Source organism: Desulfovibrio simplex (assembly GCF_055387835.1).
This window is the reverse complement of sequence record NZ_AP042377.1, coordinates 1,411,050-1,424,320: the sequence shown is the minus strand read 5'-3', so window position 1 is coordinate 1,424,320 and position 13,271 is coordinate 1,411,050. Positions and strand designations below refer to the sequence as shown.

Here is a 13,271-nt window from a genome sequence, read left to right as displayed (position 1 = left end):
GAAGGCTTTTGCGTGCGTATATTTGGAAAAACTATGGAGGGCCGTATGTCCCTGACACAAATATCTTTGGATGAAGCCGCACTGGCATCGTTGGATGCCGCCGCTGCCGCACGGGAAATCTCCCGTGAAGATGCCGTCCTGGAAGCCATTAGGAATCTCTCTGAATATGATGAATGGTTTCGGCGAAAGGTTGAGGCAGGAGAAAAAGCCTATCGGGAAGGGCGCTTCATTACACAAGAAGAGGCCACACATCGTGCAGAACAGCGACGCCTTCAAATTTTGAAGGCTGCTGGTCAGCAATGAAAGTTGTTTGGACTGACCCTGCTGAGGCGGATCGAGAGCGTATAGTCTTTTTTATCGCTCAGGATAATCCTCTCGCTGCAATAGAGATGGACGCTTTTTTTACGAAAGTGGCTCTTTCTCTAGCACAATTCCCGATGCGAGGAAGGCGGGGAAGAGAGCCGCTCTCCAGAGAATTAATTGCCCATAAGAACTATATTCTTGTATACGGGATTGATGAAGAGGCTGGCATTATTTACATTAAGTCTCTTCTCCACTCCTCACAACAGTACCCCCCTGAATAACAAATACAGCTAGCCAGTACCGTCCATCACAATTCTTCTCTCGAGACGCATGCCCAGCGGATTGTCGCAAAAGCCGCCGTTCACTTCGATGTCGTCATAATCTTCACCCACGCGGATGAAGTAATACTCCGCATACTCCAGGTCGGCCATGAAACTTTCCACAAAGGCCACACCCTCAAAATCGGCATACCACTTCATTCCGCTCCAGAAAAAGGCTACTGCGCCGGAGTCTACGTCCTTGTGAGCAGGCTCACCGCCGACCAATTCCTTTATGGCGCTGCTGGCGAAATCTTCGGTTGTGTTGCTGACATGCGCTTCTATGGCCGTTGCCAATTGTGCCGCGCCTGTCCTGGTCAAACACAGGGCCACGTCAGAATAGTATCCCACTGCAATTCTCCTTTGGGTTCAGTTTATGGGTGAAATGGACAGCCGCTCGAAAGGCCCGCCAGTGCGTTCGCAGCGAGCCAACAGGGCGTCCACGTCAATGTCACCCAGGCCTTCAAAGCGGAAGATGTCGGTCAGTTCTTCCTGCAAGGCTTCCCGATTGAGTGTGCTGCGCCCGGATGTGAGCATTGCGCGGAAGCGGTAATTCGCAGCATTCACCCAGTCACGAGTGCCAGCCTGCCGATGCACCAGCTTGAGTACGGCTTCCATTTCCTTGATTTCAGCATCCAAAATGGTGCGCTGTTTTTTGAGTGTTGCCAGTTTGTTTAGTGCCGGTTCCCATTGTGGCATTTGCACGCCCTGCGGGAATTTGGGGCAGTCGCCGTTATGCTCGCAGTATGAGCACAAGGGGTAAAAGCCCTGAGCGCAGTCCACCTGCGAGAGCGACAAATTTCCGGCACGGTAGGCCGTAAGGTCACCCCAGAGTTGGCTTGCGTGGTCAAGGGCCGTGTCCAGCATGGCTTGATTGAACCCATAGGGGCCGAACGTCTTTATCTCCTTCATGGAAAGACAGAGCAGCCAGGCTTCCAGGCTCGCTGCATCAGCACATATGGGCAGTTTGAGTCCCAAATGGGCATGACAGAGTTGAGGAAAGGTTATTTTTTCATGCAGAAGCGTACCGTCTTCCGCTCGCAGGCTAAAGGCAGGCTTGTCCCAGGCCATGGCCAGCAAACCGATTTGTCCGTGCAGTTGCAGTAGATGGGAGTCGTGCGGCGTGTCGGGCAGCTTGTCCGTACTTTTCACTTCCAAAATGCGTATGGCATTGACGGGCGCACCCCAGACCAGCACGAAGTCCAGGTGGGCCTTGATGGGCACGCCCTGATGCTGCCAGTTGATTTCAAGCTGGGGCAAAACGTGCAGCCCCAGCGATGCCAGCGCCTGCCCCACGCCGGATTCAAACCAGTGGCCCCGTTGTAAAATCAAAAGGCGCTCCAGGCTGCCTGTGGTCGGCAGCACCTTGCGGGCCAGAGCGGCACGGGGGCACTCCCAGTGCTGGCCGATGTCGCTCATACCCACATAGGTGGACCTGTCGCCCAGATGGGCGGCGGTACTTTGTTGAGAAACAGTCTGCAGCCCCTGACGAATTAATGCCCGCAAACCTTCCGTGCGGTCGGTGTTTATCATGATTTCATCCCAATTAAAGCAAGAGGGCCGCCATCAGGCAGCCCTCTCACTCGGTATTTTTGTTTTCACTATGCGGCATCAACATACTTCCACCACAATTTTCTCTGCGGGTTCCAGCGGAAGCCCGCGCCTGTGAGTATTTCCTTTTTGGCCTGCGTGTTGCCGCTGGCAATGATGCAGGGCCGTCCGTCCTGAGCTGTAACCTGCTGGTAGGTGACGCCTTCAAGAGGTGGGAGGCTTTCAAGGCTGGCTGACGGACGATTTGAGGTAGCTGAAGAATTATTTTTGATATTGGTGCCGGGCAAATGTGCTTTTTTCGTTTCAGGGCTGTTTACGGGCAATTTCGAACGAGATGCCGATTTTCGACCAGGTCTTGCCCCTTCACCGTCATCATCTTCCGTAACCATTCCCAGCATGGCGGTTAGAGCGTACCTCCTCGCGTAGGTCATGGCCGATCCCATTCCCTGTGGGTCGGCCTTAGGCAGAGGAACAACTGCAAGAGAACTTTGCCACTGCCCAGATTCCGCATGAGTCAGCTTGGTGACCAGCCCCAAGGAATTGGGCTGCTCCACTGGCACAGGGTACTGGCATAGCCAGATGCCATTTTCGATAAGCGCTTCACGGCAGGCGTCCATGACGCTGTTCAGGCTGGCATACCAGCTTTTGGTGAAAGGGTTTTCAGCGTCTTTAGTGATAGGTTGCACGGTTCGCTGCACGTTGAGCAGGGTTTTGGCCAGTTCAGTAATATTTTCGGATTGATAATTGTAATTCATATACCCTCCAAGTTGACAATATACTTCAAAGGCCAAAGCCTCCGCAGCAGGCGGAGGCTTTGGCAAGGCTTTCTGTACTTACTCAAGAAGGTAATATAGCGATGAAATGCGCTGATTGACGTATGAATCAGCCACGCATGAGTTGGATAATTTTTTCGGCCATCAGGATGACCTCTCTTTTAGTGCAGAGGTCAAGAGAGTGAAAGGCAAGAGAAGGACTGTCCGCTGAGTAAGCTCGTTTGCGATCTTCTTGTGTTTGAAATAAGTCAGCAATTGGACACTCAAGTAATTCAGCCATTTGTTCCAGCCGAGGGAAACGGGGTGCGACGAGCCCACGTTCAATTCTGGACAGGGAATCAGCACCCATGCCAAGCCTTTCAGCAAAAGCAGCCTGATTCCACCCCATAAGTTTTCTTCGCGCGGTGATATTCGCACCCACAATCGTAGCCAGCCGCTGCCTCTTCCGTTCCGACACGTTTTTACTCCTTTTTTGAGTAAAAACGATACGAGGAAAGCGCCTGCCCTTAAACAGCTTAAAAACCAATTATTGACAATTAATGCAATTTTTTTGTAGAACTAAGCAGTTCCTTGCATTAGTGATGTGTTTTCCAGATTTATAGCAACTTACAAACAGCCTTGCGTATTATTAGGGAGGAACACATGGAATCACAGACTATTATTCCTGGGCAATTCGGGAAAAAATTTTTTAACGTTGAAATGACAACAATGAATTTTATTCTATTGAATATGGCAACACTCAATGTGTTTTTCTTTTTTTGGATCTGCAATATGTGTGATTCAATAAATAAGTATTATAATGAAATAAAATTTACTAAAGTTCTCGTAATATGCATGATTGCATTTTTTATGTGGGGAGATGTACTCCTTGATCCAGATGACATCCGAAGAGACCAAGCTCTATTTTTTTTAACTTTTTCAATTTTTGTGGCGGGTCCAATACTGGCAATAGTCATTTCGTTTAAGTCCAGGCCATATATTGAAAAAATGCTGGCTGAACATGGTGTCCCATCCCAGCTTAATGGATTTCTATGTTTTATTTTCGCTGGGTTCTATCAATATTACTGCATTCGCAATGCTGAAGTGCGCTACAGAGGGCAATCGGCACCCATAGCGCAACAATCATCTCCTGCCGATAGTAAATTTGATCAAATTGAAAAACTCGCCAGCCTTAAGAATAGTGGGGCAATCAGTGAAGAAGAATTTCTTGTTGAAAAGCAAAAGATACTATCAGAATAAGGACCATGGTATTACGGGGGCAATATGGAGAGATTTATAAATATGCCCCTGCTGTTATTGCAGTCATGTACTGCCTTATCCCCTGCACCATGGCCTCCCCTGAGGGGAAAGCGCTAACTACCTAATTGTATTAATATAAGGAGAATATCATGGGCGAAAATGTGCGCAAGTTGCTTGTTACCCTTCCCATTTGCCTCGTTTTTTTGGCATGCTTTTGGGTTCACTCCATCTATGCTAACTCTGGTGATGACCTATACGCTGTAAGCGTTGGCTGGCAGGACAATCCTATGCTACCTAATTCCATTCCGGAAATTTTCATCCAAGTTCGTGATAGTGGCATTACCATTAAAGATGTCATTATCAATCGTGGTGCTCTTGGTTGCTCGCTGCTGGGTATGTACAGCACTTTTCCCATTTCTCCCAGCTTTGGAGAGACCGTCCGACTAGTTGCCGGGAAGCCGGGGGTATACAAACCCACTGTGTTGGAAATAACTATCGTATCCAACAGAGGAACGCATACTTTTCAGACCAACTAGTTGACTCTATTCGCGCTGATTTTAAAGCATCGGCGCCGAGTTGGAGGATCAGTGATACAGTTTCTTCCGACTCGTAAAAAAATGAAGAGGTGGCGCTTATCTTATACCGCATAGTTGTTGTGATTTAATTGGCACTGGAGATCCCATAAATCCTTATTAGGTCCAGAACCTCTTGAAGCGGGAACAACGTTCATCAAGATAGAGCGGTAGGTGCTTTTCATGGCCTCATGGTAAGTGCTGAAGTCACTCTCAGTTCGAACGGCACCTCGGCTATCCTTTTAGATAGTGCTGGAGGTATGTCCGGGCTTCAAATGAAAACTCCATTGACCAAGTCAAACCGATATCGCGAAGGACTTCTATTTTTAACGTGTAAAAATATCTATATTTTCATAGTTCTCACGCCGAAATATTGCCTGGAAAATCAGCACGACAGCGACAACGACTCTATACGAACTGGCATATGTGGAAAATTATAATTAGCAGTCATGCAATCTTTTTTTTACTAATTTATCTTTCTGCGTATGCTAGTTCAGGTAACTCTCATAGCGATTCTTTCAATAAAGTGAAAAAAATCCTTGAACGGCAAGTATATTTTGACCACAGAACAACAATTTATTGTTCGGCAAAATTTGATGATCAGGGATATATTGAGCTACCTGATGGTGTTACTATCATTAAATACCAGAACCGTACTCAAAAAATTGAATGGGAACATGCTGTCCCTGCCGAAACGTTTGGCCACACCTTCAGCGAATGGCAAGACGGACACCCAGAATGTGTTAGTCGTAGAGGCAAGGCGTTCAAGGGGCGGCGTTGCGTTGAAAAGGTGAACGCTGAATACCGCTACATGCAGGCGGACATGTACAATCTTTTTCCGGCCATTGGATCTGTGAATGCCGTTCGCAGTAACAAGCGGTATTCGGAGTTGCCCGGCTCAGATCCTAAGTTTGGTTCTTGCATGGCCAAGGTGGACGGTAATCGATTTGAACCACCGGACAGGGCCAAGGGGCCAGTGGCGCGTGCCGCTTTGTATATGGCGGATAGCTATCCCAAGTATAACTTGAGCCGTCAGCAAAAACAGCTCTTTAAGGCTTGGGATAAGATGTTTCCAATTTCCGAATGGGAGTGTCGGCAAGTTAAAAGAATAGAGACAATTCAGGGGAACACCAACAGATTTGTAAAAAAACCTTGCCGCAAATCGGGATTATGGTGATTTTTTAGGCAGATGGCATGATGCCAACATTTACTTCCCTATGAACAGCCCCCCTTCCTCTGTGACGGGCATATTCTTCCTCTACCTCGTCCTGCCAGCCCTTATCCAGCGTTTCCGTTGCATTCGCATGCTCCTGAACTTCCATTGAGCTAGCCTGACTTAGCTATTTTTCCACGGTGCCTTCAAAGGAACAGATGATCAACGCAATGTTAAGATCTTCTTATACAGCCACTGGTGTGTAAACTTTTCCTCGTGTCGACCCGGAATATAAGTGCTCCCTTGACTATCCCCCATGCTGGGGCAGGGGGGGGGGCTACACTTGACCAAAGGGAGAGCACTGAAGCCCAAGCGTAAAAATCATCCATATATATTCAAAGCCAAGGTGTCCCTGGCCATTCTTTCCGATAAAAAATCATTAACGGGATTGAGGTTGGAATTGGACGTCCATTAAGCGCAAATTTATAGGTGGGGCAAGCACTCAAGACTCGCCAACAGGTGTTTTTGTCGAGGAGGCCAAATTTAAAGAAATGCTTCGCCCCTTTGCACAGTCCTTTATCTATTTGAAATTTACTGGAAATGATGTAAAATAAGGCGAAATTATAGGGTTATATGTTACCTGTAGCTTGTCAGGGATACAGCATGGCTAAATCCTCGTTCGCCAATGCCAGTGGCTGCTTTTCACCAAACTTCTGGTTTCTATCTACTATTGAAGCATCGCTTCACACCTGTGCCGTGCAAGCTGAACAGCTTGCACTTATAGATCCCCATGCCAGCATGATGAAAATGCGTCTCTTTGGTGAACTGGCAGCAAAGTTTTTGGCGGCGCACACAGGGGTGTTTCTTAAGCCCGAAGACACCTCGGTCGCTATTTTACGGCGGCTGAGCACAGCTCAAGTTCTTTCAGACAAAGCTGAAGTTCTTTTTCACACACTGCGCAAAGCTGGGAATAAGGCCAGCCATTCTCTTTCTGGTACAGAGGCAGATGCACTCTCGCTTTTGCGCTTAGCCCGTCTGCTGGCAGTTTGGCTGCATGGTGTATTGACTTCAAATCCAGTAGAATACGGGGATTTTACCCCGCCTACCCCACAAGAAGTTACCCCACAGGACTTAAGCCCTGTAGAAAACATCATCAGCCAGGCAGAGAACAATAATCAACGCATACGACAGACCTCTGCTGCACAAAGCACAGCCGCTCTGCATAGGATTGTCAAAAGGTTCAAAGAAAATGGCGAGAGGATTGCGCTCAGCGAGGCGGAAACTCGCGTTATCATAGACAGTCAGTTGCGTGAAGCGGGCTGGGATGTCGATAGTATCAATTTGCGCTACAGTAAGGGAATCCGGCCCCAGAAAGGCCGCAACCTTGCGATTGCGGAGTGGTCTGTTGGCGGTAAAGACAGTGCTGACTATGTGCTTTTTGTAGGCTTGACACCCATAGCTGTAATTGAGGCCAAGAAGAAAAATGCCGATGTTTCCGCCAAGCTCAAACAGGCTGAAAGATACAGCCGTGAGTATATTGTCCGCGACAATGAGCTGTTACCCCCAGCGTCAGCATGGAAATCCGAATTTAAGATCCCCTTTGCCTTTTCCACCAATGGGCGTCCTTATTTGAAGCAAGTGTCCACCAAAAGTGGCATTTGGTTCCGCGACTTACGGCAAAGTGTCAATCTGGCCCGCCCTCTAGAAAGCTGGTACACTCCCGAAGGATTGCGGGCACTGCTGGAGCAGGACATTCCCACAGCCACGCAAGAGCTTGCCAGCGAGCCTCTCGACTATCTGGATTTACGTTACTACCAGTTCGACGCCATTAAAGCCATTGAGGCTGCTATCGCCTCTCACCAACGCAATATTCTTGTGGCTATGGCCACAGGTACGGGCAAGACCCGCACCTGTATTGGCCTAATATACCGTCTGTGTAAGGCAAAGCGTTTTCGGCGTGTTCTTTTTTTGGTGGATCGCACCGCATTGGGGGAACAAACCGCAGAAGGGCTCAGAGATTTTCGTCTGGAACAAAATAAAACATTCACGGATATTTATGATGTCAAAGAGATGTGCGACATCAGGCCAGAGCAAGAAACTCGACTGCAAATCGCAACTATCCAAGGTATGATAAGGCGTCTGCTTTCATCAGACGAAAATATCTTACCCATTCCCGTAGATCAGTATGACTGCGTCATTGTAGATGAATGCCACAGAGGCTACAGCCTTGACCGGGAAATGAGTGAAACGGAGATGCAGTTTAGAGATCAAAAAGACTATATTTCCCAATATACTCGGGTCCTTGATCATTTCGACGCCGTTCGCATTGGTCTCACAGCAACTCCAGCCTTGCACACCAGCGAGCTTTTTGGCGTGCCGGTGTACACCTATGCATACAGACAGGCGGTTATTGATGGCTTTCTCATTGACCATGAACCGCCCATACGCATTGTCACCGCCCTCGCCGAAGACGGAATGAGCTGGGCAAAAGGTGACGAAATTGACGCCATTGACAGCACCACTGGAGAGTTTGAGACATACCAGCTTGAAGATGAACTCCATATGGCTATTGATGACTTTAACCGCAAGGTCATCACCGAGTCCTTCAATGAGGTCGTGTGCACTGAATTAGCGCGGCATATTGACCCCACATTGCAGGGCAAGACGCTAGTATTTTGCGCGACAGATGGTCACGCCGACATCGTGGTGGACAAGTTAAAACAGGCCTTTCAGCAGCACTACGGCTCTGTGGACGACAGAGCCGTAGTCAAAATCACCGCTGCCGCCGACAAGCCTCTTGATCTGCTGCGTCACTTCAAAAATGAACGTTACCCCAGCGTTGCGGTGACGGTGGACTTGCTAACTACAGGCATTGATGTGCCTGAAATCGTCAACATTGTTTTCATTCGGCGGGTACGCAGTCGCATTTTGTATGAACAGATGTTGGGCCGCGCCACACGCCTTTGCCCTGCCATTGACAAAGAGTACTTCCGTATTTTTGATGCTGTGGACATATACGCAATTCTCAAAAATCATACAGACATGAATCCTGTGGTAGTCAATCCGTATATTTCTTTTTCCCAGTTACTGCAGGAATTGGAACAGGCCCCCACCGATGAAGCGTATACCTTGGCGCGAGATCAGTTCCTGGCCAAATTTCAGCGGATCAAGCGACATCTCAAGGATGAGGCCTTGGAATCTTTCGAGATGCTGACGGAAGGTTCCCCACAGGATTTCATCAAGGCCCTGCGGCAGGGTGCACAGCAGGTACGGCATTATTTGGCGGCAATTCGTGCGAAGGGGTCTCTGGGCACTTTTCTTGACGGCCTTGGCAGGCAGACCCCAAAGATATTCATTTCATCGCACGAGGACTCATTACGGGATGTGCACCGTGGCTATGGGGATGCACAAAAAACCGCTGACTATCTGGAGAGCTTCAGTATTTTTCTCAGAGATAACAAGGACAGAATACCAGCCCTGCTTCTAGTGATGCAACGCCCACGCGAGTTGACCCGCAAACAGTTGCGGGAACTGCGTTTACTCTTGGATGAGCAGGGCTTTTCCGAAGCCAACCTCAAAACGGCATGGCGTGAGATCACCAATCAGGACATAGCCGCTTCTATCATTGGTTTTATCCGCAATGCAGCCACGGGCAGCCCCCTCCTTTCTCATGAAGAAAGGGTGCAGCGTGCCATGCGGCGTATTCTGGCCAGCCGCCAATGGACAGTGCCGCAAAGGCAATGGTTGGAGCGTATCGGCAGGCAGTTGGAGAGGGAAAGCATTGTGGACAAAGAGGCTCTGGACCGGGGAGCATTTGAACGGGACGGTGGATTTTCGCGCCTGAATCGTATATTTGACGGCCAACTCGAAACCGTGCTCGGAGACATAGCCGAAGCCATGTGGGATGATGCCGCTTAATTTTTACTAAAGGCCTGTGATGACCTCCACCTCCGATATAGTCCAAAAACTTTGGAATCTGTGCAAAGTTCTACGCCAGGGGGGCGTGACCTACCATCAATATGTTAATGAATTAACATTCTTACTCTTCCTTAAAATGGCACAGGAAACGGGAAGAGAATCCCAACTGCCACAGGGCTTGCGCTGGAAAGACTTACTCACGCGCAGTGGTGTTGATCAGCTCCATTTCTATCGTCAGCTCCTGCTGGACTTGGGCACCAAGGGCAAGGGCCAGGTTGCGGCCATTTTCGTCAATGCCACCACGGTCATCACCAAGCCCGCCACCCTTTCGTCACTGGTCACGGCCTTGGACGGTCTGGACTGGTACAATGCCCGTGAGGAAGGTTTTGGCGACCTATACGAAGGCCTGCTGGAAAAGAATGCCACAGAGGTCAAGCGCGGCGCTGGCCAGTACTTTACACCACGTCCGCTCATTGAGAGTATGGTGACTCTCATGCAGCCCAAAGCTGGGGAAATCATTCAGGACCCCGCCGTAGGCACGGGCGGCTTTCTCATCAATGCTGACCGTTATATCAAGCAGGCAACTGACAATCTCTACACGCTTTCAGAAAAAGGGCAGAATTTTCAGCGCAAACAAGCCTTTCATGGCATGGAATTCGTGCAGGATGTACATCGGCTGTGCCTTATGAACATGCTGCTCCATGATCTGGATGTGCCCATTCTCTGGGGAGATACCCTCAGTCAGGCGGGCAAACGTCTGGAGCGGGCTGATTGTATTCTCACCAATCCACCTTTTGGGGTGTCCGCCAGTGGGGCACCATCGCGCGATGACTTCACCTATCCCACCTCCAACAGTCAACTGGCCTTTTTGCAGCATATTTATCGTGGGCTGAAACCTAAAGGACGCGCAGCCGTGGTGCTGCCGGACAATGTGCTTTTTGAAGACGGGGTAGGGCGCAGCATCCGCGCCGACCTTATGCACAAGTGCAATCTGCACACCGTGCTGCGTCTGCCCACGGGCATCTTTTATGCCCAAGGGGTCAAAACCAACGTGCTCTTCTTTCAGCGTGGGGAAAAGGACGAAAATAATACCAGGGACGTGTGGTTCTTTGACCTGCGCACCAATATGCCCAGCTTTGGCAAGCGTACTCCTCTGACACGCGAACATTTTGCAGATTTTGAGTATTGCTACGGCAGAGATCCCAATGGCAAGAGCCCGCGTAAGGATCAGGGCGAGACCGGGCGTTTCAGATGTTTTTCGCGGGAAGCAATCTCAAAGCGCAATGAAAATTTAGATATCACCTGGTTGCGGGACGAAAACAACACCCACAGTGACGACCTGCCTGCCCCTGATGTGATTGCCGCCCAGATTCTGGAGCAACTTGCCCTCGCTACCAGCGAGATGGAGGCCCTCACCCGTATACTTGAGGGGGAAGAGGATGAGTAGGTGGGCTCTGCCAACATCTTGGGCTTGGTCAACTACAGCACAAATTGCAAAAATAGTTGCGGGAGGAACCCCCTCCACCAAGCAACTGGATTTTTTTTCTGAAAGCGAAGGAACTCCGTGGATTACTCCAGCTGATTTGTCTGGCTTTCATGAAAAATATATATCAAGAGGCAAACGGAATCTCACAACGTTGGGAATAAAAAATAGTTCTGCGCAGATTTTGCCGCAAGGTGCTATCCTTTTCAGCTCGCGCGCTCCAATAGGATATTGCGTCATTGCTAACAATGCAATCGCGACAAATCAAGGATTCAAAAACCTAATTGTAAAAAATGGCATTTCAATAGATTATATTTGGATATATTTTTCTTCGGCAAAGGACTATGTGGAATCTGTTGCGTCCGGAACGACATTCAAAGAAATTTCCGCGAGTAAGATGCAAGAGATTGAGATCCCCATTCCTCCTCTCAACGAACAGCGCCGTATAGCCGCAAAAGTAGAAGCATTGCAAGCTCGCAGTGCCAAGGCCAAAAAGGCACTGATAGAAGCTCAAGCCTTGCTGGAAAAATTTCGGCAGTCCGTTCTCGCAGCAGCGTTTCGTGGTGATTTGACCGCCCGCTGGAGAGAGGAGCACCCTGATGCTGAACCTGCCAGTGCATTCTTGCAGCGCATCCGCAAAGAGCGCCGAAAGCGGTGGGAAGAAGCACAGCTCGCCAAGTATGCCACCAAAGGGAAAACCCCACCCAAAGACTGGAAGAAAAAATACCCTGAACCTGTGGCTGTGAATACAGAAGGCTTGCCGGACTTGCCTGATGGTTGGTGCTGGGCGAGTTTGGACGAGCTAGGTGAAATTAAGGGGGGAATAACTGTCAATAATGCTAGAAATAAGGATGAGCTTGTAGAGGTCCCTTATTTGCGTGTCGCTAATGTGCAAAACGGTTATCTGGATCTTAGTGAGATAAAGACTATTTTTGCATCACAGCAAGAAATTGATATGCTTTCCCTCCAGATTGGAGATGTCCTGTTGAATGAAGGTGGTGACAGAGATAAATTGGGACGAGGATGGGTATGGGAACAACAAATTGAAACGTGCATCCACCAAAATCATGTGTTCAGAATGCGCCCTGTTCTTTATGGAGACATTTCAATTTATATATCGACATATGCAAACAGCTTCGGAAGGAAATATTTTATTGACGAAGGGCAACAGACAACAAACCTTGCTTCTATTAGTTTATCCAAAATAAAGATGCTACCCATTCCACTCCCTAATTTTCAAGAGATGGAAACAATAGTAAAAAAATGCATTACCCTTTCTGAACGTATTCGGCAGATTGGGGGTGACTATGCCGAGATACTATCTCACCTCAATCAATCCATCCTCAGCAAGGCCTTTCGTGGTAAACTGGTAGCCCAAGACCCTACGGATGAACCCGCCAGCGTATTGCTGGAGCGCATCGCTGCCGAGGCTGCTATTCTCTCTGCATCTGACGCCAAACCGCAGCAAGCTCGCCGAGGCCGTAAGACCAAACCTGGCGTTGCTCCGGCCATGGTTTTCCCTGCTGCGGGCAGGGAGCAACGTTTATTGCGCCTCATGGAATACATAATTTACGCATATCCGGGTTTGTCCACCACCGTCGTGGAGGAACAAGCCAAACTTGCTACCTATCCGGCGGTCTGCGCCACGCTGCTCGGCTCACGTGCCAGTACTTTCCGAAAGGCGTTGAGAGAAAGCGGCGAGGGATGGAAATTTTCGAAGGCAGATGTGGTACGGTTTGGCCGTCTTTGGGAATCGTTGGAAGCAAACTACGGCATTCGTATCAGTAGTGAGGGACTTTGCACTATGCGAAAAGGCAGAGAACCTGCACCTTGGCCTGCTATGGACGCTTTATTGCCATTTTTCAACAAGGCATATACGATTTTTATTGCTAAACGCCATAAGTATGAGGATGTACAGGTAGCTTTGGACAGCATCGGAGTGATGCAGAAAATCGCGTAAAT

12 protein-coding genes are annotated in these 13,271 nt (G+C 49.0%); 8 read left to right on the top strand and 4 right to left on the bottom strand.

Annotation, left to right across the window (positions count from 1 at the left end):
* Window positions 1–45: 45 nt before the first annotated feature.
* Both ACZ5DH_RS05870 and ACZ5DH_RS05865 read left to right on the top strand, forming a co-directional pair.
* Entirely contained in the window at window positions 46–303 is a 258-nt protein-coding gene (locus ACZ5DH_RS05870) for a ribbon-helix-helix protein, CopG family (RefSeq protein ID WP_464256155.1), read from the top strand.
* On the top strand, window positions 300–584 hold the full coding sequence (locus tag ACZ5DH_RS05865) for a type II toxin-antitoxin system RelE/ParE family toxin (RefSeq protein WP_464256154.1): 285 nt from the start codon (window positions 300–302) through the stop codon (window positions 582–584). The genes ACZ5DH_RS05870 and ACZ5DH_RS05865 overlap by 4 nt, the downstream gene beginning before the upstream one ends.
* A 9-nt stretch (window positions 585–593) precedes the next feature.
* Here ACZ5DH_RS05865 and ACZ5DH_RS05860 read toward each other — a convergent pair whose 3' ends face one another.
* The 4 genes from ACZ5DH_RS05860 to ACZ5DH_RS05845 all read right to left on the bottom strand — a co-directional run bounded on the left by ACZ5DH_RS05860 (window position 594) and on the right by ACZ5DH_RS05845 (window position 3,401).
* On the bottom strand, window positions 594–971 hold the full coding sequence (locus ACZ5DH_RS05860; protein ID WP_464256153.1) for a hypothetical protein: 378 nt from the start codon (window positions 969–971) through the stop codon (window positions 594–596).
* Between the two features lie 18 nt (window positions 972–989).
* Window positions 990–2,153, bottom strand: a complete 1,164-nt coding sequence (locus tag ACZ5DH_RS05855; RefSeq protein WP_464256152.1) for a hypothetical protein — start codon at window positions 2,151–2,153, stop codon at window positions 990–992.
* A 68-nt stretch (window positions 2,154–2,221) separates the two neighbouring features.
* Entirely contained in the window at window positions 2,222–2,926 is a 705-nt protein-coding gene (locus ACZ5DH_RS05850) for an ERF family protein (RefSeq protein WP_464256151.1), read from the bottom strand.
* 127 nt (window positions 2,927–3,053) lie between these two features.
* Window positions 3,054–3,401 (bottom strand): helix-turn-helix domain-containing protein, encoded by a 348-nt coding sequence (locus ACZ5DH_RS05845; protein WP_464256150.1) that lies wholly within the window; start codon window positions 3,399–3,401, stop codon window positions 3,054–3,056.
* 185 nt (window positions 3,402–3,586) lie between these two features.
* On the opposite strand from ACZ5DH_RS05845, the gene ACZ5DH_RS05840 reads away from it, so the two are divergent.
* The 6 genes from ACZ5DH_RS05840 (at window position 3,587) to ACZ5DH_RS05815 (ending at window position 13,269) form a co-directional block, all read left to right on the top strand.
* Window positions 3,587–4,183, top strand: coding sequence for an SHOCT domain-containing protein (locus tag ACZ5DH_RS05840; protein WP_464256149.1), 597 nt, complete (start codon window positions 3,587–3,589; stop codon window positions 4,181–4,183).
* A gap of 149 nt (window positions 4,184–4,332) precedes the next feature.
* On the top strand, window positions 4,333–4,719 hold the full coding sequence (locus ACZ5DH_RS05835) for a hypothetical protein (protein ID WP_464256148.1): 387 nt from the start codon (window positions 4,333–4,335) through the stop codon (window positions 4,717–4,719).
* Window positions 4,720–5,179: 460 nt separating this feature from the next.
* Window positions 5,180–5,932 carry an endonuclease gene (locus tag ACZ5DH_RS05830; protein WP_464256147.1) on the top strand — a complete coding sequence of 251 codons (753 nt, stop codon included), beginning with the start codon at window positions 5,180–5,182 and terminating at the stop codon, window positions 5,930–5,932.
* 639 nt (window positions 5,933–6,571) lie between these two features.
* Window positions 6,572–9,826 (top strand): type I restriction-modification system endonuclease, encoded by a 3,255-nt coding sequence (hsdR, locus tag ACZ5DH_RS05825; protein ID WP_464256146.1) that lies wholly within the window; start codon window positions 6,572–6,574, stop codon window positions 9,824–9,826.
* A gap of 85 nt (window positions 9,827–9,911) precedes the next feature.
* Window positions 9,912–11,273, top strand: coding sequence for an HsdM family class I SAM-dependent methyltransferase (locus ACZ5DH_RS05820; protein ID WP_464256145.1), 1,362 nt, complete (start codon window positions 9,912–9,914; stop codon window positions 11,271–11,273).
* Window positions 11,266–13,269: a restriction endonuclease subunit S gene (locus tag ACZ5DH_RS05815; protein WP_464256144.1), complete on the top strand. Its 2,004-nt coding sequence runs from the start codon at window positions 11,266–11,268 to the stop codon at window positions 13,267–13,269. The genes ACZ5DH_RS05820 and ACZ5DH_RS05815 overlap by 8 nt, the downstream gene beginning before the upstream one ends.
* The last annotated feature ends 2 nt before the right edge of the window (window positions 13,270–13,271 follow it).

What these genes read in the sequence shown, in the direction of transcription:
- ACZ5DH_RS05870 (WP_464256155.1), top strand. Translation starts at nt 46, where the DNA reads ATGTCCCTGACACAAATATCTTTGGATGAAGCCGCACTGGCATCGTTG.
- ACZ5DH_RS05865 (WP_464256154.1), top strand. Translation starts at nt 300, where the DNA reads ATGAAAGTTGTTTGGACTGACCCTGCTGAGGCGGATCGAGAGCGTATA.
- ACZ5DH_RS05855 (WP_464256152.1), bottom strand. Translation starts at nt 2,153, where the DNA reads ATGATAAACACCGACCGCACGGAAGGTTTGCGGGCATTAATTCGTCAG.
- ACZ5DH_RS05850 (WP_464256151.1), bottom strand. Translation starts at nt 2,926, where the DNA reads ATGAATTACAATTATCAATCCGAAAATATTACTGAACTGGCCAAAACC.
- ACZ5DH_RS05840 (WP_464256149.1), top strand. Translation starts at nt 3,587, where the DNA reads ATGGAATCACAGACTATTATTCCTGGGCAATTCGGGAAAAAATTTTTT.
- ACZ5DH_RS05835 (WP_464256148.1), top strand. Translation starts at nt 4,333, where the DNA reads ATGGGCGAAAATGTGCGCAAGTTGCTTGTTACCCTTCCCATTTGCCTC.
- ACZ5DH_RS05830 (WP_464256147.1), top strand. Translation starts at nt 5,180, where the DNA reads ATGTGGAAAATTATAATTAGCAGTCATGCAATCTTTTTTTTACTAATT.
- hsdR (WP_464256146.1), top strand. Translation starts at nt 6,572, where the DNA reads ATGGCTAAATCCTCGTTCGCCAATGCCAGTGGCTGCTTTTCACCAAAC.
- ACZ5DH_RS05815 (WP_464256144.1), top strand. Translation starts at nt 11,266, where the DNA reads ATGAGTAGGTGGGCTCTGCCAACATCTTGGGCTTGGTCAACTACAGCA.